A 22,569-nucleotide genomic window follows, 5' to 3' on the forward strand; every position below is an offset into this window, starting at 1 on the left:
ATATTTTTTTAACTATTTATATTGCATTCTCCCCTCCTTGGGAGGAGGTGGGGAGGATTATAGAGCTTATGTCAAATGTATTACGCCTTCCTGCGGAACAACTCTACGCTAAGGAATTAGAGGCTTTAAAAGAAGAGGATAAAAAACAAGAAAAGCCTATAGGCTGGCAATTGTCGCCTAAAGCTGTGCTGAAATTTGTAACTGGTGGTACTGCCTGCGGGGTGGAAATTACTCCTAAGTACATCGGTCATAATCGCTTGGTGGAAATCGCTATAGCTACACTCCTTACCGACCGCTCTTTGTTGCTCATAGGTGAGCCAGGAACTGCCAAATCGTGGCTTTCCGAAAACCTTACAGCTGCCATTTGTGGCGACTCAGGCAAAGTGATTCAAGGTACTGCGGGTACCAGTGAGGAGCATATACGCTATTCGTGGAACTACGCAATGCTTTTGGCTAACGGTCCATCGCACGAAGCCTTACTTAAATCACCTATTTATCGCGCAATGGAGACAGGAACTGTAGCTCGTTTTGAGGAGATTTCGCGTTGTGCTTCCGAAGTACAAGATGCATTGATTTCTATCCTATCGGAGAAAAATATAGCCATTCCTGAACTCAGTGAAGAACTGCCTGCTCAGCGTGGTTTCTCTATTATTGCCACAGCTAATACCCGCGACCGTGGTGTAAACGAAATGTCATCAGCACTTAAAAGACGTTTCAACATCATCGTGCTACCGGCTCCTGCTACTTTAGAAACTGAAGTATCTATCGTAACCAAGCGCGTAGCCGAAATTTCTAACAACTACAAGCTGAAAGCTGCCTTGCCAAGCAATGAAGCTATAGAGAAGATTGTAACAATTTTCCGCGAATTGCGCAAAGGAGCTACTTTAGACGAAAAACAAAAACTCAAATCGCCTAGTGGAGTTATTTCTACTGCCGAAGCTATTTCGCTTATCACCAATAGTATGGCATTAGCAGGTAGTTTTGGCAACGGCACTGTTACCGATGAAGATTTAGCATCGGGATTGCAAGGCGCTGTAGTGAAAGATGAAGATAAAGATAAAATGGTGTGGAAGGAATACCTTGAAAATGTAATGAAGAAACGCGGAGCATCGTGGCGTGAACTCTACAACCAATGTTCGGCAATGAACAACTAATAATTATTACATTGGTATATTGGCAAAATTGCACATTTCCACATAGTAATAAATAAGTGAATTGTATTCAGGATGTGCCTGCATCCACTGATGCAAGATAGGTATAAAGGTGGTGATAATTTCTTTATCGCCACTTTTTAATATATGTTTGCTATAAGTTCGGTAAATTTGTTCTGCTAAAGGCGTTATAAGTGTACCTTGGTATGATTTAGGTGCCAAATCCTCAGCGCGCAGAAAAGGCATTACATCAGTAATTACTTCTAAATATTCATCGCGGTCTTTATAAACTTTGTGCAACTGCTCCGCTAAGGCAGAAAACGCTTCAGAAGGCATCGTGAAATACATACCTTTCAAACTCTCGTAGAGTACATCAATGAGTGCTATTCTTCCCGTTTTGCGCAACTGAGCGAAGAGTTTTACATATTGCCAAAGCAGTTGGTCGGTGATGAGTACTTCTTCAGAACTGAAATGCAGGTCTTTCAGGGCTTGTACATATTGCAGGAAAACATCTAAGTCGTTTTCGGTTACTGCCCTCTTGCAAAAATCGTAATACACCCAGCCCAACGAATATTTGTTGATACTGCTATCGTTTTCCTTAAATTCTTCCAAAGCGATACGCAATGCTTCATCCAACTCACCTGCCTTTCGCAAAGCTGTTACCTCACTTACCATCATTTCTTTACAACTCTAAAAAGGGTGATTTTCTCATTGCCCGAAGCAACCATAGTTTGCTCATCTATAAAAAGGAGTGCGTGATAGGATTTATCCGAAAGTTGTTGCCAACTCTTGCCTTGGTCGTTAGAGAAGAAAAGACCATTAGGCGAAGTTGCCACCAAAGCATTCCCCTCACTATCAGGAATGTATTGCACACAACTCGCGTAGCCAATAGCCTTATCGGTTGCGATAGGCTGCCAAGTTTTACCTCCATCAAAAGTGAGTGCGCCAGAGCCCTTGCGCTCTGTAGGTTGTTTGTAATCACCACCGAGAACGATGCCTTGCTGGTCGTTGTAGAAAGCTATGGTGAAAGCCCCTTGAGTAGCCGAACCTTGGGTGAGAGGTAGGGTAGCAAGGTCTTGCCATTTATAGCCTTTGTTGTCCGAGAACAACACCCTACTCTTACTGCCGCCTGTTACTACCCATAGTTTGTTGCCATAGTGTGCCAAAGCCGAGTTGCTAGCGGCGAATACACTTTCACCCTCTTCAAGTTTAGGTGATTGTGACCACGTGAGTTTCGTCCATTGTTGTCCGCCATTGAGTGTTGTTACTACCGATAGGCGATTGTCGATAGGGTCGCCTATAGCGATGCCAAATTGGTCGTCCGTAAAGCGCAATACATCGTAGAAAACATCGGGGTGTTCCTCGCGATACACTTCCTCCATACCACTTTGTTCAGCTTTGTAGAGCAATGCAGGGTTGCCGATAGAGAGCATAAAAAAGTTCTGACTCGTAGCTGCCACCGCACGGAAATCGGAAATCACCCCGCGATTCTTCAAGTTAGAAGTTGCAATAGTTTGGTTTTGAGTGTTGATAAAACCAAAGGTAGCGTCGGAGCCTGCAAAAGCCACGTTTTTCTCTAAGAGCACCATTGCACGCACGCTTATTTTCTCCAATGGAAAAGACTTTACTTCTACCAATTTGATAGTAGTGTCCTTATAAGGATTGGAGTGCTTACACGCCCCAAGACAAAACAATATAAAAATAATAGCAATATGTTTCATACATCAGTGATAAACAAAGGCAAAGATAATGTTTTTGCTTGGAATAACAAAAAAAGGATGTGTTTTTTTATCACTGACGCTATTTGTCAGAGTAGCGCCTTACCTTTGCACCGTGAAACCAAAAAACTAATAAAAAATGGTATACTTAGAAACTTTTTATTTTCCTTCAGTAGAAGAAGAGGAAGAAGAACTACAGAGGTTTTTCTATAGTAAAGAAGATAGGCGTCCTATAGAGCCAGCCCTTAATTACATTGCTGAAAAAGTTTATCCATTTAGCCTTTTAGCCCATCGCCTTACCTGCTTGGATTTTGAACCTATCACTATTCTATATGGGGGTAATGGTTCAGGTAAGTCTACAATTTTAAATGTAATTTCAAACAAATTGAATATTTCAAGAGAGGCTCCTTATAATTCGTCTTATTTAATGGAAAAATACGTAAAAATGTGTTCTTTTAAGACTGATTTTCGCCATACAGATGAAGATTTAGACCTTGTAGATAGGACTAATCACAAATACGATATTTTAGAAATTAGTAAGATGATTACCAGCGATGATGTGTTTAAAAAAATGATAGACAAACGCCTTAAAGAGGACCAAAAACGCTTTAAAAGCGAGATGCTTATTAAAGAAAAGACAGTAGCAAAAGGAGTAGTACCTAAATCTATTAATTTGAAAGATGAGAGAAGTGTAGAGCAATTTAATGATTTTTACACTATGCGGAAAAGTAGCTATACCCAATACCTCAAAAAAACGATAGGCAGAGTAGAACCTTCATTTTCTAATGGCGAAACAGGGCTAATGTACCTTATGGAGCAGATAGCCGACCCAGGGTTGTACTTATTAGACGAACCAGAGAACAGTATGTCGTGCGAAACGCAACTCAAATTAGTAGAGTTCATTGAGCTTTCAGCACGTGCTTTTAATACACAGTTTATTATTGCAACACATTCGCCCTTTTTGCTTTCTATCCCCAATGCAAAAATATACAATCTTGATACCCACCCTGTAAGTTTATCTAAATGGTGGGAACTTGAGAATATGAAACGCTATTTCCAAATTTTCAATAAATACCAAACCGAATTTCAACAATCATTATAAATTATTTTTGTTTGTACCTATTAATGTACCGACAACTTAATACATTAACATTATGGCAAATTACAAAAATCTCCGTTTTCAATTCCTATTGGAGCTCTTAAAAAACAGAGGCGATAGTGGAGCTTCTTTCGCTGATATTAAAGATTATATCGAACGCCGTTTCGAGGATAAGGATATTCCTTACGATTATAAGGAACGCACCTTTGAACGCGACAAATGCGACCTTCTCACTGAACGCGATATACAGCTTAACTACACTCGTTCTAGCAATATCTATACCATCAATTGGGACGAGCTTAGCGAGGAACAAAACTTCCAGATCGAAAACGACTGGCTACAAGAAGCGCTTCGCCAAAATCCGTATCAAAAACAATTTATACACTTTGAAAAACGTCCCACACGCGGACTCAATTGGCTCTACGGACTTATCTATGCTATTGATAATCACCAACTGCTGCAATTCACCTATCACAAATTTCGCGAAGATACCTATTTGTCTCATACCGTACAACCCTACGCTCTCAAAGAGTTTGATTACCATTGGTATCTCCTCGCTTGTGATACTGCGCCTAATAACGACTTACCCTCTATAAGTGTTTTTGCACTCGACCGCATTACCGACCTTGATATTCTCAAAAAAACATTCACACCTGCACCTTTTAATGTAGAGGAACATTTTCGCAATGCCTATGGAGTGATAGCCTTACCTGACCCACCTGAAGATATTATTCTCCGTTTTGACCGTCATCAAGGTAATTATGCCAAAGTACGCCCTTTGCATCCCTCCCAAGAAATCCTTACTGACAACGCTGAAGAGCTCGTAATACGCCTACATCTTACCCCCTCCTACGATTTCGACCAAAAGTTATTATCGTTAGGTAACCGTATACAAGTAATTGAACCACAGTGGTATCGCGAACATATTGTGATGCGACTCAAACAAGCATTGGATAATTACGAATGACGAAATACAAAATACGAATGGCAAATTGCTTAAAATGTTAAAATTAAGATTTTATTAGGAATTATTAAAGAATATTTTTTTACATTTGTCGCCTGAAAAAGAAGAAAATTTTTACACTGTTGCTTTTGGCAGAGTGAGGGTGTAATTTTGAATACTTAAAAAACAAATAGTATTCTTTCTACAGAAAAATAAACAACTTATGAAAAAGTATATATTCATACTATCAGTTATTATCAGTCTGTTTTCTTGTAATAAAAAAATAAGTATTGAGAAGAAGTGGGTAACTACAGATAATAATTACTTACTACTTACTCAACCTAATGATAGTCTTTCTTATCATTGGGAAGGAGGTGTTTTTGAAAATGTAATTCACGGAAAAGGAACTCTTTCTGCCTATTACAACGGAAAAAAGGTAAGTTCAAGTGTTATAGAAGCCTATTATGGTGCGACTTCTCAGCAAGACATCGTGAAAAGCAATAATCATAAGTATATAGGGAATGTAAAAGAAGAAAAATTTGTTGGTTTTGGAGTATGGGTACGTCCTGAAGAAATCTATATAGGCGAATTTTTAGAAAGTCAGCCCAACGGCTATTTATCTTATTATAAAGATGGAAAACTATCATACAAAGGAGAATGGCAAAAAGGAAAGCGCTCAGGCAGAGGTACTAATTATAAAGAAAATGGAAAAGTAGTATCAGGAATTTGGAAAGACAACAAAATATTTGAAGCTGATACTACAATTACTACAACTAATGGAATTTATAGAGGGTTATTGAGAAATAGTTTACCTCAAGGGTATGGAGAATTAAATTATTTTTCGGGTAGTCAATATAGTGGTAATTGGGATAAAGGCAAATGGCACGGTGAGGGTTCTTTTACATCGGCTACTGATACTATTATAGGTGAATGGGCAGGAGGGAAACTCAATGGTTATGGACTCTATAAAACACCTTATGTTCTTTTAGAAGGTAATTTTAAGAATCATAATCTGAATGGTGAAGGATATATGCTTTTATCTGATTCAACTTTTTATTCTGGCACTTGGGCTAAGGGTAAAAAAAGTGGTTATGGTGATATAACCCTTAGCAATGGCGATACTTATATGGGGAGTTGGGAAAATGACCAATATAGTGGAGAAGGACGTTATACTTACCACACAGGAGAAATATATGATGGACATTGGAAAAACGGACAACAAGATAGTTTAGGTAAATACATTTGTAAAGAGTTTACTTATGTTGGTAATTGGGCAGAAGGATGGATTAATGGGCAGGGTAAGATAACCTACCCAAATGGTGATTATTATGAAGGTGATTTTGTAGAAAACCAAAAATATGGAATAGGTTATTATCATTTCAAGGATGGTAATGCTTATGATGGTGAATTTGTAGATAATAAATTCAATGGATTAGGGGTTTTTACTTTTAAAGATGGTAGTAGGTATCAAGGGGAGTTTAGAGATGGTAAAATAAAAGGAGATGGTACACTTTTCTTAAAAGAAGGTAAAGAAACAATTGCCATTACTGCTAATTGGGATGGTTCTTCCAAATTTCCTAAAAAAGCAAGTATACTCTTTGAAAATGGTGATCTTTATGAAGGAGAATTAGATAATAATGGTTTTCCTACCAAAAATGGAACTTGGACAACAGCTCAGGATAGAGAAAAACAAATCTCTAATACAGATAAAGCTAATGAGTTTTATAAGAAACATAAAAACACTTGGAATAATATTGTTAATTATACAAGTACAGCTCTTATAGTTGTAGCAGCAGTAGCGGTAACGCCTATAGCTGTAGCAGCAGTAGCAACAGTTGTAGTAATAAATGTAGCAGATGCAGGAGTTGCTGTAGCTCATTCCGAAATAGAAATTAAAAATGCAGGTGATGATAAGGAACGAATAGCACAGATAAAAGCAGAACGAAATGCAGAACTTTTAGATAATGGTGTGAATATAGCTTCTGCTTTAACAGTAGGTTATGCAAGTAGCGCCAGAGCTACTACTGAAATAGGAAAGACTTCTGCAAAAGGAGTTATGAAAACAAGTGCAAAGCAAGGTTTAAAAACTGCTGGAAAAAATATGCTCAGAAATATTGATGGACAAGATGTTATTGATATGACTGAAGCTGTTATCAAAAAGGATAAAAATGGAATGTTACTTACGGCTGGGGCTGTGGTAGCAGGAGCTGTAGTAAATGTAAAATTACCTAAAACATCTCCTATTAGGAAAAGTATTGTCAAACTTAGTACTGTTGCCCGACAAGTAGGCAAATCAACTATATATTTTGCTAAAAACAAGACTTTTGGAAAAGTAGTAAAATTAGCAAAGAATAGTAGTGGAGCGATTGAAAAACAATGGGTTCAAATTGTTGATAAAGTATGGATCAATTCAAAACTTCACATTTTTACAGAACGTTTGGCTAAGAAGTTTGATAATCAATTTATTACACAATCTCGATATGATCGTAATGCTGAGTTTGTCAAAAATCAAGATTTAGGGAAGTCTGCAAGTGGAACAATTTTACTAAAAAATTTGATGTCTTTTATGAGTGGCAAAGAAAAAAGAGCTATACTAAAAGAAAAATTATTAAGTAGAAAATTAGGAGAAAAAGGTATTCAAGCACACCATATAGTAGCAGGAAATAGCCCAACAGCAAAAGAAACAAGAAAAATGTTAGAGAAATGTGGTATTGATATAAATGACGCTCGAAATGGTATACTCTTACCAATGCATCCTAAAAGTATTTTTAAAGGTAGTCTTCACGGGAATCATATCAGACAATATGACGAAATAGTTTATCAGAGGATTTTAGAAGCCTATAAAAAAACTGGAAAAAAAGGAGTGGAAGAAGCTCTTGATAATATAAAACGTGACTTGTATAAAGGGAATGTACAGCTCCTATCAAAAGACAAACATTATGTGAATAGGCTTTGGAACTCTTTTAATAATATAAGACGATAAAATTATGAGTATTTTTTTAGTAAAAAAACAAGATATTGATTGTGTTGAGCCATTAATTGAAGACGAAGATGTTTTATCTCTTTTAGAGGAATACTTTGGAACACAATTATCTAATAAATGGAAAGAAGTAGAGGCAAAATGGCACCAAGAAAGAGGAGATCTTATTTGTGATTTTCCTTTTCTGTTAGGAACAATACCTTTATGCAGTTTAAAAGTATATCATAAACTACAAGAAAAACTCAATTTAGAAGGTATAGAATTTCTTCCTATTAAGATAGAAAATAAATTGTATTATATTATGAATCCTTGTCTTTCTATAAAGGGGATACTTAATAAAAAGAAATCTAAGATTGATTATTTTTCTAACGGAGAAATAATGTGGGTTTCAAAATATGTATTTTATCCTAATGAAATAGGAGCAAGTATGTTTAAAATCCCTGAAATGTATACCTCTATTTTTGTAACAACAAGTTTTGCAGAATTTATTAAAGAGAACCATTTTATAGGAATAGATTTTGAACCTTGTGAAATAAAAAAAGAATCAATTTTAAGTAGAATCTTTAAATAACTTAAATATTATGTCAGAAAAATGCATCAAATGCTCTAAAATGATACCAGATGAGCAGGTGTCAAACGGAAAACAAACTCCACAAGGGTTTGTATGTGCGAATTGTAGTCGCAAAAATAAAGGTGGAATAATAGCAGGTGCTTTAATAGCCGTTGCGCTGTTAGGTAGTGGAGGATATTGGTATTACAATAGTCAGCAGAAGACTAACACACAAGAACAACCTAACATTTCTAATGACTATGTAGGAGCAGGAGAAGCTGATGATAATATAGATGCTCAAACTCCAAAAGAACCTACCTTCAATTGGCAAACTTCTTTAGCTATTAGTAGTCCGCTTACTAATGTAGGAGGTACAATAGACAACATAGATTCTTTTAAACGCCAAATGGAAGAGAATCTAAAAAATGCTGAGGCAAATAAGAGTGCCCAAATAGCTATTCCGTCAATTGGAATGTTGTTTGAAAAAGGTTCTTATGTCCTAAAACAAGAAACCCAAGATTTACTAAAAGAGTTTGCTAAAACTTACCTACAAACTAACAAGGAGGCAGTTCTTTTAGTAGAGGGCTATACTTGCGATTTAGGTACCGATAAACTCAATGATCGCCTTTCAGAACGCCGTGCTGAAGCCATCAAAAACAGCCTTATTGCTGAAGGAGTGCCTACTGATAAAGTAGAAACAAAATGGTATGGTGAAAGTCAATACAACAATTCTTCTTATAAAACTATAGAAGAAAATAGAAGGGGGAATGTGTCAGTGAAGTAATTTTTTGTAGGGGCAAATTATTTTGCTCCTACAAATCATTATCATAAACGTGTTTAAACTTTTTTCATATAATCATTTATAAAAGATTTAAAAATGAGTAAAGATTTAAGTGATAAAGAAAAAATGATCTTAGAAAATCTCTATAGATGTAGAGATTTAGAACTCAATAATCTGTGGCAAAAAAGTATATTTTTAGGACCTTTTTTGATATTGTGTTTTACTGGGTATGGTTTTCTATTGGATAAATTATTTCAAGGAGAGAGTTTTTCACTCAAAACAAATATACTATGTATAGCACTATCCATTGTTAGTGCTATATTCTCTATGTTGTGGATTTATATGTTTAAAGGGTCAAAAGCACAATATGAACTTTGCGAGAGAGCTATTGCTAATTATGAACAAAGAGAATTAAACATTCCTTATGGTTATGCAATGGGAACATTGAGGTATAATGAAATAGAATTTGATGATAATCCGTTAAGTACTAAAGCAGGTAAATTTTCTCCTTCTAAAATCAATATTCTAATTGGACAAGTGAGTTTATGGTTGTGGATTGTTTGTTTTATTTTTCATATGCTTATTGATTTAAAAATAATAAATAATATATTGAGTGGATATTCTTTTATTATTGGAATATCGGTTTTAATTTTGATTTTCTTTTGTCATAAGTATATAAAAAGTTCTTATCTATCTCCAAGTAATCAAGAAAGATATATAAGGGAGCTTCTTAGAATTGTTAGTAAAGAAAAATCTAAAAAAATAGTAAAAGGAAAAGATAAGGATAGAGAATATATAGAAGAAATTATGGATAATAATTTTGATCTTTTAAAATGTTTACGGAATATATATGAAACAGAGGGTAAAGTACCACCATTATTTACAGAAAGAGAAGAAATTTACCTTGATGCTTATAGATATTTAGTAGAATTAGGCAAAATAGATATTTCAAAACAAGAGGAATCAGCACCCACTACCCAAGAGGAATCAGCATCTACTGCTCAAGAGGAATTAGAATCTCCAACCCAAGAGGAATCAGTATCAACTAGCTCAATAGATTTAAAGCAGGAACTTTCTTCTCTTGCTTCCGCACTCGGTATTGAAAAAAAACGAATGAAAGAATTAAACAAGTACATTGATGAAAAATATCAGAAATAATTACAACACTACTTGCCAAAGCCCACCCTAATAGTGCGTGGTGGAATCGTTCTATTACACAATATGAGGGGCGTAGTGGGAAAGAAGAGTTGGTAAGAGTGTTTAGAAATCCTTTATCTTGCTGAGGTCAAGGAACATTTGGCGTATATTTAGGTCTTTATCATTTTCTGTTAGGAATTGGAAACCAAATCTTTCATAAAAAGGAATAGCTTTCTTGTAAGCATCAATAGTAATCAATCGGCAGGCGTGTTTCTGGTTTATATGAATACAATCTGCAATAATTGCATTGACAATCAATGCTCCAAGTCCTTTTCCTTTAAAAGTCTTGTCAATTGCTAAACGTCCTATTTTAATAGCAGGAAAACCTTTTAAATGACGTTTGGGATGTGGTACTAATTCGCGTAAGAAGTTTTTATATTGTGTTTTAGAAACAAAATTTGTTTCTTCCACTCGAAAACTATCACTTAAAAGACTATAATAACCTAAAGTTCTCTCATCATTTTCTATAATGAATGTAGTCGCGAGCATTTCTTTAGTGTATGGTATGGCTTCATTAAACAGAAAGTCGTTCAAATCATCGTCTTCACAATCAAAAGGTTTAATGGTATGGTTTTCTGTGAGTAACAAAATACCGCCATTATTAGGGTTATTTGTCATCATCATCTTTTCTTTTAAAAAGTTCTCTAAAGCGTGCGGCTTCTTCTTCTATTTTTTTACGGTTTAGAACAATACCTTTTTCTTTAAGATAATTGTCGTAATTAGCTATTTTCTCCCAAAAAGCTTCGGCTTCTTTTCCAAGTAAGGTGGGAGTAGGTTGGATACTTGTTGCCATCTTTTATAGAATTATTAGTTAGAATTTTTGGCAAAAATACGAAATAATTGTCAATCAACAAAATCACTTTTCACTTACCACTTTTCCCAAGTCCAAATATACTAAGTATTTTCCTTTTACTTGCCAACCTATGGCTGTTAGGTTTTGTTGGTAATACTGTAGTTGGGTGCGGTATTGGTCGTTGGGTTGTCCTGTTTTGTAATCTATGATATAGACTTCACGAGTGGTGGGGTTGTAGGCAAGTCGGTCGGGACGGAAATAGTTGCCGTTAGCATCTATAAACTCGCGTTCCATAAAGTATTCGTAGTCTTTGCTAAAGAAGGGTGCTAAAGTGCTGTTGCTAAGCAATCGCGCCATTTGGGGGTGCAATAGCTTGTATTGTTCGGCAGTGAGTGTGCCCTCTTGTAACGCATCGTTGAGCACAGTATTGAGGTCGGTGGCGTAAGTGATTTTTGAGAATAACTCGTGAATGAGGTTACCGCGCTCCAAGGCTTCTTGTTGGTGAGTGTCCCATAGCAAGGAAGCTCCCGTCGCAATCTTGTAGTTCGGCTGCTGCCAACCTTTTTGAAAAGGAATAGGTGATTCTTCAGCTGCTGCTTTCTCTTTCTTCTCAGGAAATACGGGGTTTCCAAAGGTATATTCCACTACATTCTCATTCCACTGTTTGTTTTCTTCTAAAAACTCTTTAAAGAGCGTGCCATACGTTCCAGCACTGCCTTTGGGGAGTGAGGTGATTACATAAAGAAACGATTCGGGGCGCGTCATTGCTACATATAGCACATTTAGCTGGTCGAGGAGGTTTTGTTCGTGCAATTGTGTCATCAGTTCTTCGGCTTGCGGGTCGTAGTTCACTAAACTTTTATTGCTGTTTACCAGCAGATAGTCAAAACCGTTAAACTGCTCGTGGTTTACGGGAAACCAAAGTTTTTCAGTGTGAGTATCAATGAGTTTGCTATCGGCAAAAGCGTAGATAATCACGGGGGCAGAAAGCCCTTTGCTCTTGTGAACTGTCATCACGGTAATAGCGTTTAACCCTTCGGGTGAGCTGATGCTGAGTTTTTCTTGCTGGTCGTCCCAAAACTCCAGAAAATCGGCTAAACCTCCTTTGCGCGCATTCTTAAAATCGAATACAATATCCATAAAATGAGTGAGATAAGCATCAGATGGACGGGCAAGGTCAAAGCAATTTACTGCCAAAGCGACTCCTTCATACAGAGAATATTGGTTGAACAACTCTATAGAAAACTGAAAATCGGCAAGAAAAGTATTTACGGGTTCCTCTACATATTTGCTGAGGAATAAGTGAGGGTCTTTAGTCGATTTAAAACGCAGATAATCAAAGAGTAATTGCAGTTTGAGTTCTTCACTTTCGGGGTGATAAAGCAAGCGTAATAGGGTGACGAGAAACTGTACCGATGCCACGTTTTTCAGCAATAGCGAATCGGGGGAAATCACATTTCTTTGGTGTTCTGAAAGGAAAGAGGCAACGGCAGCTCCTTCGCGGTTAGTGCGCACCAATATCGTAATATCCTTATCGGCAGCCCCTGCGCGGTTAGCGTGTTCTATTTTCTCTAAAATAGCTTCACAATAGCTGTGTTCGCGCGGTGAGAGTATAACGGCATTGCTGTTGTTATCCTCTTCCGTAAACATATCCTCTTCTTCTGTAGTGATAAACGTGAGATTGAAATAACCTTTGGGTAAGGATTGTTCTTTTTTGTTTTTGGGATATTTTTGAGCAGCGTTTTTGTAAAGGTTTTTGTAAGTCTCACTTTGGAAAAGGTCTGCTGCAAAGTTGAAAAAGAGGTTATTGAAATCGATAATAGCTTCTAAACTTCGGAAGTTTTTGTCGAGGTCTTTTACTTCTCCTTTGATGAGGAAAGGGTTTACTTCATTGTTATACAGACTCATAAACTGTTCAGCCTTGCCTCCTCGCCAACGATAAATCGATTGTTTGGCATCACCCACAAGCAATACCGACCCGCGTTGTTTGTTTACCTCACTTTGTACTGCATTGAGGATAAGCGGTATAAAGTTCTGCCATTGCAGCACTGAGGTATCTTGAAACTCATCGATGAAATAGTGACGGAATTTCTCGCCAATACGCTCGTAGATAAAAGGTACGGGCTGGTTGCTGAGTTCTGAAGAAATCACCCCGTTGAACTCCCATATAGGCAAGATGTTTTCTTCTTCTTTAATGTTTTCTATTTCTTTTTGTATGCGGTTGAGCAAAGCCAAAGGCACAACATATCTCAACGCGTTGTTTGCAAAGGCAAGGGTGCCAAAAGCCTCTTTGATAGCCAAAAACAGGTTGGCAATCGTATCTTGCAAACTATCAATAAGGGCGGTATCGTACTTCTTAGCTGCCGAATTAGCATAAAGTGGTTCGCCTTGTAATAGATTGTTTTGCCAACCAACGCCCCACGAGGGCTCCTTAGGGTTGTTGGCGGTGAGTTTATCGAAGAAATCGTATAAATAACCTCTGTTAAAAGCACTTCTGTCTAAACTGTGGTCGTGCATCAGTTGCATAAAGTCATCGGCGGAAGTTTTAATCGTTTTTAGGGCATTGTTGCGCTGGTTGAGTAGGGTGTTTTTGAGGGCTTTAAAATTAGATATTTCCTTGTCTTTCAGCAATTGTAAAGGCTCATAATAGTTCTCGTTAGTGAGCATTTCGGCTACGTCAAGCAGTTCTTTAGTAGTATCCCAATTCTTGTCGTCGTCTATTTTTTCGTTGGCAAAATCGATGAGTAGTTGGGTGAGTTCATTGTCATTTCCTGCTCTACTCATCAAATTATCTACCGCGCGCTCCAGTAAAGCCTTGCTATCCAATTGCACTTCAAAGAAAGGATTGAGGTGCAAATCGTGTGAAAAGCGGCGTATCAGTTGGTGGTTGAAGCCATCAATGGTGCTGATATTAAAAGCAGCATAGTTGTGCAGTATATGCTCCAAAGTTTTAGCCGAACGCATTCTCAGTTCCTCATCGGGGAGCTTCAAATCCTTTGCTAACTCGCTAAACATAGGGTGAGGATTGGTGAGCATTTTGTCCTCACTGAATACGCCTAAAAGTTCAATGATGCGGTTCTTCATTTCAAAGACCGCCTTATTGGTGAAAGTAATAGCGAGCAATTGCCTAAACAAATCGGGGTATTTGCTGCTGAGGATAATTTGCAAGTAAGCCTTTACGAGGCTATAGGTTTTTCCAGAGCCTGCCGAGGCGTTGTATATAGTATAATTTGCTGGTTCAGTCATTTGTTAATTGTTAAAACTGTGCTGCAGGAGCAGTATCATTATTGAGTTTTTTGTCTATAGAGTTGTTTTTTCCTTTAGAGAAATCGTAGCTAACACCGAAGACTAACATATTCCGGTTGTTCTCTATGTGGGTATAGCTATGTTGGTTTACCAAACCTTCGTAACTGCTCTTCATCTTGTATTCCGAAGGCATTCCTAACCAAAACACGCCACCTTTAAGTGTCCAATTACCTAACTGGTATTCTACAAAAATATCATTGTTATTTTCATAAGTGCTCATCGTATTCCCATCTATGTAATAAATAGGAAAGTTGAAACTGTAATCAATCCTCAAATCTTTATAGGTGAAAGTAAGTGATAGGTTGTTGTCGATATAATCATTGCGGGCACGTAGTCCAGCATCAGTAACCAAAGTTTCACGTGTAGGGGCTATATTAGCTGAAAATACAAATAAATCATTTCTTAATGGTTTAAAAGTGCCATCTAATGAAAAACCAAATTCCTCGTGATATTTACTATTTTCATAAGTGCTGAGTAGTCCGTTGCGTATGGGGTCTTTGATATAAATATCAGTAATTACTCGTTGGGTGTTTTTGTAGAAGGGTTGAAGGTTAAAATCGGTGTACTCATTGTTGAAAGTATAAGAGAGTCCAGTCCAAAATATATGTTGTGATTTTAGGTAAGGATTTCCTGTCTCCAAAATGTTCGGCGCTTGTTGTGTTATATTGCTACTGAGTTCTGCACTACGCGGACTGCGGGGTACATAGTAACTTGTGAGGCGCAAACTCTGGTTATTAGCGAGTTCATAACCCAACACTACTTTTGGGGTAAATACCCATTCGGTAAAAGTATTTTCGGCACTACGGTTGTGGGTGTGGGTAAGCCCAGCACTGGCTCTGTACATAAAATTAGCCTTTTTGCCTACAAACTCGGTGTACAAATACTGATTGGTATAGGTAACATCGTAAGCCGAAGTACCTGCTAAGTTACGTAAGTCGTTGTCGATAAAAGTACTGCTAATGCGGTAGCCTGAATTGAGTTTGCCTATAGTAAACTGATGAGTATGTGCTACTTCACCTACCCAACCGCGTTGTTTTACTTTCAAATCCATATCATCGTTGTATACATTTTGTGCAGTTGTGGTCTCCCATTCTTTTGAGAGGTTCTCTCTGGTAGTGTTGTAATAACTCCCCACGGCGTTTACGCTCAATTCATCACGTTTGCCTAATTTTTTAGAGAAGTATAGGTCTACTTTGGGGCGCAACCAGTGGTCGTGACTTTTACCTGATAATGTGTGATGGCTAACTGTTGTACCTTGTGTAAATAGGTTTATGCCATTGCTATGTGCAGAGCGATTCAAAAGCTCCATTCCTGCTTTAACTTGAAAATTGTAGTTTTGTGGTACTACTGCGCTATAACGCACTGAGGCGTTGTGTGCATTATAGCTAAACCCTGATTTTGACAGTTGGTCGTTTGCATAACGGACACCCGATAGTTCATAATCGGAGTGTTTTTCATAGTATCTATCGTTGTAATTGCGAAACTCCAATTTGTATTCCACTCCCAACGTATGCTTGCCTTTGGTGTAGTTACCATAAGCCGAAGCATCTACAAAACCCGTAGTAAGTGCCGAAAGCCCATCTACCCCTACCGAATACCCCTCTTCAGCCGAACGTGTGATGATGTCCACCACTGTGTCAGCCCTATTGCTCCAGCGCGCAGGCGGAATATCGTAATAGTCTATGCGTGCTACGTTTTGAGGAGCAATACCGCGTATTTGCAAGTCAGTTGCCTCTACACCGTTCACTAATACCAAGAGCGTACCCCTTTTAAGGGTAGCAATCTGGTTGGTTACAGGATTGAGGTGCAGGTTGGGCAAACTGCGCAAGAGGTCTTTGGCATAGCGTGCTTGTTCCACAGCTTTCTTTTCAAAGGTAAAACTCGCCTTATCGGTATATTGTGTTTTGCGCTGTGCTTTTACAATTACCTCACTGAGCACAATCGTATCCAAAGGAGTTTCAGGCACTACTTCTTGCGCTGTAGTGGTCATAAAATAAACTAATAGTAAGGTTGTAAAAAGGAGTTTCATAGTGTTAATCTTTCTAATTTTGTAGGGTCATTTCTATTATCCCAAAAAGAAAGTATTTCGATTTTTTCAGTTATGCGGTAAATAATAGAGAAGTTTTTAAGAACTAATAGACTTCTTATCTTGAAATATGGAGTGCTCAAATAATGCTCTTGTCCAATAAAGGGATTATATATAAGCAAATCCTCACTTTTCTCCACTTCATTCATAATTTTCATAGAATAAGAGTTTGATTTATTATGGTTTGTCCAATAAGACAAAATATCATAATACTGCATTTCTGCTTCTGGTGTCCATTCTAATTTCCACATACTATTTCACGCGCTTTTTTTCTAACTTCAGTATAAGGTTTTAACAATCTGTTATTAGCTTGTTCAATACCTCTTTCTATGGAAGATAATTGAGCTTCAGTGAAATGTGTTTCACTCCTTTTAAAAGAAATTTGTTGTTCCTTGAGCCATTCTTCCACTAAAAGTAGCTCTTCTGTGTTTAAAGGTTGTACTAGTATATTCATAGTTTTTTAGGTATATAGTTAAAGATAATTAGTAGAATAGTTCCCTTTATCCTGCAAATTCATCTAACATATCCAAAGATGGTACAAAGAAAAGTGTTCCTGTTTCGGCTGTGCTGAAATCTAATAGACGGTCGTAATTACCAGCGGGATTGCCTATAAACATATTGGTAAGCATCTTTTCTACTGTACTAAACGTATTGGCATAGCAGATGAAGTAAGTACCCATTTGGTGACTTATAGGGTCGTGGAAAGGCATATTGTCTCTCACTACTTTTAGGTCATCGCCTACATTAGCAAGTGCTGAATGGGAATTTGACGGTTTGGTATCGTCATCCATTTCTATGTCCATTTCTTTGCTACGCCCTATTACTTTTTCTTGTTCGCTAACGGGGAGCGCACGCCAAGCGTTCATATCGTGTACGTATTTTTGTACGAATAGGTAACTTCCTCCTTGGTAATCAGGGTCTTCATCACCTACTACGGCAAACTGTTCGCGTTCTGCACCACGAGGGTTTTCGGTGCCATCTACAAAGCCAATGATAGCACGCCCATCCCAATATCTAAACCCTTGTACGTTTACAATACAGTCGGCAATGGGTTGCATTACCTCACTAATGGCAGCTGCCATATCGTAAGCCAAACTTTGGTTGTGCGCGCGGATATGAAAATGCAAGTCGCCTTTAGTGGCTACAGCCGTGTGTTTACTTCCTTTGATAGGCTGAAAATCTTTGAGTTCTTTTGGGAGCGGTTTGGGTAGCCCCAAAGCAAGCCACGCGCTGTGGCTAATGCCTATGGTTACACTGGCACGACCTTCGGGAAAGCGGTCGGCTACTGAGTTGTTGAGGTTGCCTACCAACCCACATACTTTTTCAAAAGTGCTGTTTAGCAGTTTTTTTGTTATATTCTTCTTAAATGCCCATACCAAAAATACAGTATTGTTATTAGGCAAATCAGTTACATTTTGATAATTCATTATTTTTATTTTTAGTTGTTAGCAAATTAGCAAATTACCTCACGATTCTAGCTTGCCTATTGATAGACTCTTGGTGAATAGCTTTGAATACCTGAATAACAAACTCTTCACTGAGGTTGCGTTGTTCGCCTTCTAAAATCATTTTGCCGAGGATTTCGTGCCAACGGGTATTTTGCAAAATGGCTACGTTGTTGGCTTTTTTTAAAGTGCCAATCTCATCGGCGATATCCATTCGTTTTTTGAGTAAATCCAATAATTGTTCATCAATAATATCGATACGTGAACGCAAATTTCCCAGCTGACTCACATAATCTTCTTCAGAGGTAGATGTTTTCCGAATACGTAAATCATTCATTATTTTAACAAGGCGTTCGGGGGTGACTTGCTGGGCGGCATCGCTCCACGCGGTATCAGGATTGCAGTGTGTTTCAATCATTAAGCCATCGAAATTGAGGTCGAGAGCCGTTTGCGATACATCGAAAATCAAATCGCGTTTGCCGGTGATATGTGAAGGGTCGCAGATAATTGGCAAATTAGGGTATTTGTTTTGCAGTTCAATCACCAATTGCCATTCAGGAATATTGCGATATTTGGTTTTTTCGTAAGTAGAGAAACCGCGGTGTATCACCCCTAAATTCTTAATGCCCGCACGTTGCAGGCGTTCTAAAGCTCCTATCCACAAAGCGAGGTCGGGGTTTACGGGGTTTTTTACCAAGATAATCTTATCAGTACCTTCTAATTCATCGGCTATCTCTTGAATGATAAAAGGGCTCACGGTAGAGCGCGCGCCTATCCACAACATATCAATATCGTGTTCTAAGGCGATCTTCACGTGGTCTTTATTAGCTACTTCGGTGGCGGTTTTTAAACCTGTTTCATCTTTTACACGTTGTAGCCATTGGAGTCCTAAGGCACCTACGCCTTCAAACATACCAGGGCGGGTACGAGGTTTCCAAATTCCGGCACGGAAGAAAGATACATCGGTATTTTTGAGGCTGTGTGCTATTTTTAGCACTTGCTCTTCAGTTTCGGCACTACAAGGTCCCGCAATTACGACGGGGTGGTTGAGGTGTAAATTGTCTAACCACTTTCTGTTTTCTTTTGTTATTTCCATTGTATTATTAGGTGTTAGGGGGCAGGTGTCAGGTGTCAGAGTTTGGTTCTTCTCAATCTTAAAGCATTACTAATGACACTTACCGAGCTAAAGCTCATAGCTAAAGCTCCGAGCATAGGGGAGAGCAAAATGCCAAAGATAGGGTATAGCACTCCTGCAGCAACGGGGATACCTACAGCGTTGTATACCAAAGCAAAAAATAGATTCTCGCGTATGTTTTTCATTACCGCTTTGCTGAGTTTTTTGGCTTTTACAATACCATTTAAATCGCCTTTTACTAAGGTGATTTCAGCACTTTCTATAGCGATATCAGTTCCGGTGCCCATTGCGATGCCTACGTTAGCTTGTGCCAAAGCAGGCGCATCATTGATACCATCGCCTGCCATTGCTACGATTTTTCCTTCAGCTTGCAAACGCGCTACTTCAGCTTGTTTGTTTTGAGGGAGCATACCAGCTTTGTAGTTGCTGATGCCTATTTCGTTGGCTATCGCAGCGGCAGTAATAGGGTTGTCGCCTGTGAGCATTACGATTTCTACTCCTAAACCTTGCAACTCTTGTAAGGCTTTAACGGTAGAAGTTTTTATTTTATCGGTAATGGTAACTACACCAATGATTTCTTTTTCTATGGCGAGAAGTGAAACGGTTTTTCCTGCTGCTTGCGCTGTTTTTACCACAGTTTGTATTTCTTCGGATAAAGGAGCACCGATTTCTTCCATCAATCGTTCATTGCCAAAGAAATAATTTTTTCCTTCGTAAGAGGCTTTTACCCCTCTGCCCGCCAAGGCTTCAAAGTTAGTAAAGGGTAGGGGAGTAGCACCTTGTGCTTGAGTGTATGCATTGGTAGCTTTTGCTAAAGGGTGTTCACTATGCTGATTGAGACTATAGAGCACTTGTAACAAGTCCTTTTCACTTCTGTTGCCAAAGGTAAATACTTCGCTCACACTGGGTTTCCCCTCAGTAAGTGTGCCTGTTTTGTCGATGACTAAAGTGTTTACTTTGTTCATCACTTCTAAAGCTTCGGCATTGCGTATCAAAATACCATGTTGCGCTCCTCTACCTACGCCTACCATTACCGACATAGGAGTTGCTAACCCCAGCGCACAAGGGCAGGCAATAATGAGCACAGCAACCGCATTGAGCAAGGCATATATGTAAGCGTTTTCACTACCCAATACAGACCATACTATAAAGGTAATTACCGAAATGGTGATAACAATAGGCACGAAATAGGAGGCTATCTTATCGGCTAAGTTTTGAATAGGCGCGCGACTACTGCTGGCTTGTTGTACCAATTGCACTATTTGAGAAAGCAGGGTGTCACTACCTACTTTTTCGGCTTTCATCACAAACGATTGAGCGCCGTTGAGCGTGCCCGCCGACACTTTACTGCCTACTTCTTTTTCAGCAGGAATAGGCTCTCCTGTAATCATACTCTCATCTATGCTTGTATTGCCTTCGGTAATTACACCATCAACGGGGATTTTCTCACCAGGTTTTACACGAAGCAAATCGCCTAAGGTTACTTCTTCTATAGAGACTCTTATTTCCTCGCCGTGAACAATTTTAGTAGCCTCATTAGGGGCTAAATTCAACAGTTTTTTGATAGCCCCTTGCGTACGACTATGGGCATCAGCTTCAAGCACTTGCCCTAAAAGTACCAAAGTAAGAATCACAGTAGCTGCTTCAAAATACAAATGCACTGAGCCGTGTTCTTTGAATTGCTCGGGGAAGATATCGGGGGCTAAGAGACCTACAACACTGAAAAGCCACGCTACGCCAGCACCTATCCCGATGAGGGTAAACATATTGAAGCGCAAGGTACGGATACTGCGCCAAGCTCTCTCAAAGAATACCCAACAGAAATAGAATACGACGGGTAAAGAAAGCGCAAACTGCACCCAATTCCAAGTACTTATGGGCATTAGCTCATACAGCGGATTGTTGTGCCACATTCCGCTCATTGCGATGATAAAGATAGGGAGCGTAAAGGCTACAGCACCCCAAAAATGACGACGTAACTTTTTTCGTTTTTGCTCTTCCGCACTTTCACCTTCAGGAGCCTCTGTACTTACTTGCTCTACTAAATCCATACCACATACGGGACAATCACCGGGGTGATCGTAGGTTTTATCGCCCTCGCAGTGCATAGGACAATAGAAAACACCAGAGCCTTTAGTTTTTTTTGGGGATTCTTCGTGGTGATGATGTTGTTGCTGAGCTCCTCCTACTTGTTCTACCAAGTGCATACCACATACAGGACAATCACCAGGGTGGTCGTAGGTTTTATCGCCCTCGCAGTGCATAGGACAATAGAAAACTCCATTGCCTTTAACTTTTTTGGGAGACTCTTCGTGGTGATGATGTTGTTGTTGAGCTCCTCCTACTTGCTCTACTAAATCCATACCACATACGGGACAATCACCGGGGTGATCGTAGGTTTTATCGCCCTCGCAGTGCATAGGACAATAGAAAATACCAGAACCTTTAGAGCTTGAAGCCTGATGAATGCTATAATGAGTACCCTCTAAGGCTTTTTCAAGAGCTTCAAAAGGGATTTCTCTATCGGTTTCGACAGTAGCTTTTTTAGTAGCGAAATCTACGGTAACAGCTGTTACGCCTGCTACTTCAGAGAGCTTTTTTTGTACGGTATTGGCACAACCTGTGCACTCCATACCTTCTATATTGTATTCCATAAATTGTAAATGTTAAAAAGTTATTTGTTTTACGCTGCAAAGATACAGCAAAACATCTACTTGGATATTACACAATTTTGTATTTAATTTGTAAGATTTTAAACCTCATCTAAAGACTTACGTTTGTTATCTTTTATCTGCTTGAAAAAGCTAGGGGTGAGTCCTGTAACTTTTTTAAACTGATTGCTTAAGTGCGCTACGCTTGAATAGTTGAGTTGATAAGCTATTTCACTAAGCGTCAGTTCGTCATATACTAAGAGTTCCTTTACTCTCTCAATCTTTTGAGCAATAAAGAATTTTTCAATAGTTCTGCCTTCTACCTCAGAAAACAAACGCGATAAAGCCCCGTAATCTCGACCTAATTCACTGCTGAGTATTTCAGAAAGGTTAAACGATAGTTTGTTGTCTTGGTTATGTATCAAATTGATAATGATAGATTTTATTTTTTCAATAACAACACTTTTCTTATCGTTCATCACCTCAAATCCTAAGGGTAAGAGAGCTTGTTTGATAGCTTGTATCTCATCAGACGAAAGTTCCTGTGTAAAAGTAATTTCACCCAAATTGATGCTTTGTGGTGTTAAGCCTAATGCTTTTAACTGTTCATCGAGTACTATTATACAACGATGGCAGACCATATTTTTTACAAATAACTTTGTCATATATTTCTTTTAAGGATTAAGATATTATAAAGTGCTTAAAAGTGATACCCAAAACCTATATTCATATAG

General features: G+C 38.4%; 19 protein-coding genes. 7 read left to right on the forward strand and 12 right to left on the reverse strand.

The annotated features are described in order from the left end of the window. The first annotated feature begins 68 nt into the window (after positions 1 to 68). Positions 69 to 1,154, forward strand: a complete 1,086-nt coding sequence (locus HMPREF9073_RS08915; RefSeq protein ID WP_002677472.1) for an AAA family ATPase — start codon at positions 69 to 71, stop codon at positions 1,152 to 1,154. A gap of 6 nt (positions 1,155 to 1,160) precedes the next feature. Here the strand turns inward: HMPREF9073_RS08915 and HMPREF9073_RS08920 are convergent, their stop codons facing one another. Next, positions 1,161 to 1,829: a hypothetical protein gene (locus HMPREF9073_RS08920; protein ID WP_009750983.1), complete on the reverse strand. Its 669-nt coding sequence runs from the start codon at positions 1,827 to 1,829 to the stop codon at positions 1,161 to 1,163. After that, positions 1,826 to 2,872, reverse strand: a complete 1,047-nt coding sequence (locus tag HMPREF9073_RS08925; RefSeq protein ID WP_009750984.1) for a sialidase family protein — start codon at positions 2,870 to 2,872, stop codon at positions 1,826 to 1,828. Before HMPREF9073_RS08925 ends, HMPREF9073_RS08920 begins: the two co-directional genes overlap by 4 nt. Positions 2,873 to 3,008: 136 nt before the next feature. Here HMPREF9073_RS08925 and HMPREF9073_RS08930 point away from each other — a divergent pair, with 136 nt between their 5' ends. From HMPREF9073_RS08930 to HMPREF9073_RS15280, 6 genes are all read left to right on the forward strand, one after another. Further along, positions 3,009 to 3,971, forward strand: a complete 963-nt coding sequence (locus HMPREF9073_RS08930) for an AAA family ATPase (RefSeq protein WP_009750985.1) — start codon at positions 3,009 to 3,011, stop codon at positions 3,969 to 3,971. Positions 3,972 to 4,023: 52 nt separating this feature from the next. Continuing rightward, positions 4,024 to 4,935, forward strand: a complete 912-nt coding sequence (locus HMPREF9073_RS08935) for a YafY family protein (RefSeq protein ID WP_009750986.1) — start codon at positions 4,024 to 4,026, stop codon at positions 4,933 to 4,935. A 199-nt stretch (positions 4,936 to 5,134) separates the two neighbouring features. Continuing rightward, complete coding sequence (locus HMPREF9073_RS08940) at positions 5,135 to 7,894, forward strand: AHH domain-containing protein (RefSeq protein ID WP_009750987.1); 2,760 nt, start codon at positions 5,135 to 5,137, stop codon at positions 7,892 to 7,894. Positions 7,895 to 7,898: 4 nt separating this feature from the next. Next, positions 7,899 to 8,462 carry a hypothetical protein gene (locus HMPREF9073_RS08945; protein ID WP_009750988.1) on the forward strand — a complete coding sequence of 188 codons (564 nt, stop codon included), beginning with the start codon at positions 7,899 to 7,901 and terminating at the stop codon, positions 8,460 to 8,462. Between the two features lie 10 nt (positions 8,463 to 8,472). Beyond that, entirely contained in the window at positions 8,473 to 9,225 is a 753-nt protein-coding gene (locus HMPREF9073_RS08950) for an OmpA family protein (protein WP_034555710.1), read from the forward strand. A 93-nt stretch (positions 9,226 to 9,318) separates the two neighbouring features. Continuing rightward, entirely contained in the window at positions 9,319 to 10,380 is a 1,062-nt protein-coding gene (locus HMPREF9073_RS15280; RefSeq protein WP_009750990.1) for a hypothetical protein, read from the forward strand. A gap of 102 nt (positions 10,381 to 10,482) precedes the next feature. Here the strand turns inward: HMPREF9073_RS15280 and HMPREF9073_RS08960 are convergent, their stop codons facing one another. The 10 genes from HMPREF9073_RS08960 to HMPREF9073_RS09005 form a co-directional block, all read right to left on the reverse strand. Beyond that, complete coding sequence (locus HMPREF9073_RS08960; RefSeq protein WP_009750991.1) at positions 10,483 to 11,043, reverse strand: GNAT family N-acetyltransferase; 561 nt, start codon at positions 11,041 to 11,043, stop codon at positions 10,483 to 10,485. Further along, positions 11,027 to 11,212 (reverse strand): hypothetical protein, encoded by a 186-nt coding sequence (locus tag HMPREF9073_RS08965; protein ID WP_009750992.1) that lies wholly within the window; start codon positions 11,210 to 11,212, stop codon positions 11,027 to 11,029. The genes HMPREF9073_RS08960 and HMPREF9073_RS08965 overlap by 17 nt, the downstream gene beginning before the upstream one ends. A 63-nt stretch (positions 11,213 to 11,275) precedes the next feature. Then, positions 11,276 to 14,458 (reverse strand): exodeoxyribonuclease V subunit beta, encoded by a 3,183-nt coding sequence (locus HMPREF9073_RS08970; RefSeq protein WP_009750993.1) that lies wholly within the window; start codon positions 14,456 to 14,458, stop codon positions 11,276 to 11,278. Between the two features lie 10 nt (positions 14,459 to 14,468). After that, positions 14,469 to 16,547 carry a TonB-dependent receptor domain-containing protein gene (locus HMPREF9073_RS08975; protein WP_009750994.1) on the reverse strand — a complete coding sequence of 693 codons (2,079 nt, stop codon included), beginning with the start codon at positions 16,545 to 16,547 and terminating at the stop codon, positions 14,469 to 14,471. Further along, a complete protein-coding gene (locus HMPREF9073_RS08980; RefSeq protein ID WP_009750995.1) occupies positions 16,544 to 16,855 on the reverse strand; it encodes a type II toxin-antitoxin system RelE/ParE family toxin in 312 nt (103 codons plus the stop codon). The genes HMPREF9073_RS08975 and HMPREF9073_RS08980 overlap by 4 nt, the downstream gene beginning before the upstream one ends. After that, complete coding sequence (locus HMPREF9073_RS08985) at positions 16,843 to 17,058, reverse strand: hypothetical protein (RefSeq protein ID WP_009750996.1); 216 nt, start codon at positions 17,056 to 17,058, stop codon at positions 16,843 to 16,845. Before HMPREF9073_RS08985 ends, HMPREF9073_RS08980 begins: the two co-directional genes overlap by 13 nt. 46 nt (positions 17,059 to 17,104) lie before the next feature. Next, the gene (locus HMPREF9073_RS08990) at positions 17,105 to 18,031 is read right to left on the reverse strand and encodes a Dyp-type peroxidase (protein ID WP_009750997.1); all 927 of its coding nucleotides are present in this window, start codon (positions 18,029 to 18,031) and stop codon (positions 17,105 to 17,107) included. A gap of 34 nt (positions 18,032 to 18,065) precedes the next feature. Then, positions 18,066 to 19,145: a bifunctional 3-deoxy-7-phosphoheptulonate synthase/chorismate mutase type II gene (locus HMPREF9073_RS08995; RefSeq protein WP_009750998.1), complete on the reverse strand. Its 1,080-nt coding sequence runs from the start codon at positions 19,143 to 19,145 to the stop codon at positions 18,066 to 18,068. 35 nt (positions 19,146 to 19,180) lie between these two features. Next, complete coding sequence (locus HMPREF9073_RS09000; protein ID WP_009750999.1) at positions 19,181 to 21,838, reverse strand: heavy metal translocating P-type ATPase; 2,658 nt, start codon at positions 21,836 to 21,838, stop codon at positions 19,181 to 19,183. Positions 21,839 to 21,936: 98 nt separating this feature from the next. Then, positions 21,937 to 22,500, reverse strand: coding sequence for an AraC family transcriptional regulator (locus HMPREF9073_RS09005; RefSeq protein ID WP_009421255.1), 564 nt, complete (start codon positions 22,498 to 22,500; stop codon positions 21,937 to 21,939). Positions 22,501 to 22,569 lie beyond the last annotated feature (69 nt).

It is taken from the genome of Capnocytophaga sp. oral taxon 326 str. F0382, from assembly GCF_000318295.1.
Taxonomy (GTDB): Bacteria; Bacteroidota; Bacteroidia; order Flavobacteriales; family Flavobacteriaceae; genus Capnocytophaga; species Capnocytophaga periodontitidis.

Bases quoted from the DNA above. Each gene is read 5' to 3' on its own strand.
- HMPREF9073_RS08915 (WP_002677472.1), top strand. From the start codon at position 69: ATGTCAAATGTATTACGCCTTCCTGCGGAACAACTCTACGCTAAGGAA.
- HMPREF9073_RS08920 (WP_009750983.1), bottom strand. From the start codon at position 1,829: ATGATGGTAAGTGAGGTAACAGCTTTGCGAAAGGCAGGTGAGTTGGAT.
- HMPREF9073_RS08925 (WP_009750984.1), bottom strand. From the start codon at position 2,872: ATGAAACATATTGCTATTATTTTTATATTGTTTTGTCTTGGGGCGTGT.
- HMPREF9073_RS08930 (WP_009750985.1), top strand. From the start codon at position 3,009: ATGGTATACTTAGAAACTTTTTATTTTCCTTCAGTAGAAGAAGAGGAA.
- HMPREF9073_RS08935 (WP_009750986.1), top strand. From the start codon at position 4,024: ATGGCAAATTACAAAAATCTCCGTTTTCAATTCCTATTGGAGCTCTTA.
- HMPREF9073_RS08940 (WP_009750987.1), top strand. From the start codon at position 5,135: ATGAAAAAGTATATATTCATACTATCAGTTATTATCAGTCTGTTTTCT.
- HMPREF9073_RS08945 (WP_009750988.1), top strand. From the start codon at position 7,899: ATGAGTATTTTTTTAGTAAAAAAACAAGATATTGATTGTGTTGAGCCA.
- HMPREF9073_RS08950 (WP_034555710.1), top strand. From the start codon at position 8,473: ATGTCAGAAAAATGCATCAAATGCTCTAAAATGATACCAGATGAGCAG.
- HMPREF9073_RS15280 (WP_009750990.1), top strand. From the start codon at position 9,319: ATGAGTAAAGATTTAAGTGATAAAGAAAAAATGATCTTAGAAAATCTC.
- HMPREF9073_RS08960 (WP_009750991.1), bottom strand. From the start codon at position 11,043: ATGATGATGACAAATAACCCTAATAATGGCGGTATTTTGTTACTCACA.
- HMPREF9073_RS08965 (WP_009750992.1), bottom strand. From the start codon at position 11,212: ATGGCAACAAGTATCCAACCTACTCCCACCTTACTTGGAAAAGAAGCC.
- HMPREF9073_RS08970 (WP_009750993.1), bottom strand. From the start codon at position 14,458: ATGACTGAACCAGCAAATTATACTATATACAACGCCTCGGCAGGCTCT.
- HMPREF9073_RS08975 (WP_009750994.1), bottom strand. From the start codon at position 16,547: ATGAAACTCCTTTTTACAACCTTACTATTAGTTTATTTTATGACCACT.
- HMPREF9073_RS08980 (WP_009750995.1), bottom strand. From the start codon at position 16,855: ATGTGGAAATTAGAATGGACACCAGAAGCAGAAATGCAGTATTATGAT.
- HMPREF9073_RS08985 (WP_009750996.1), bottom strand. From the start codon at position 17,058: ATGAATATACTAGTACAACCTTTAAACACAGAAGAGCTACTTTTAGTG.
- HMPREF9073_RS08990 (WP_009750997.1), bottom strand. From the start codon at position 18,031: ATGAATTATCAAAATGTAACTGATTTGCCTAATAACAATACTGTATTT.
- HMPREF9073_RS08995 (WP_009750998.1), bottom strand. From the start codon at position 19,145: ATGGAAATAACAAAAGAAAACAGAAAGTGGTTAGACAATTTACACCTC.
- HMPREF9073_RS09000 (WP_009750999.1), bottom strand. From the start codon at position 21,838: ATGGAATACAATATAGAAGGTATGGAGTGCACAGGTTGTGCCAATACC.
- HMPREF9073_RS09005 (WP_009421255.1), bottom strand. From the start codon at position 22,500: ATGACAAAGTTATTTGTAAAAAATATGGTCTGCCATCGTTGTATAATA.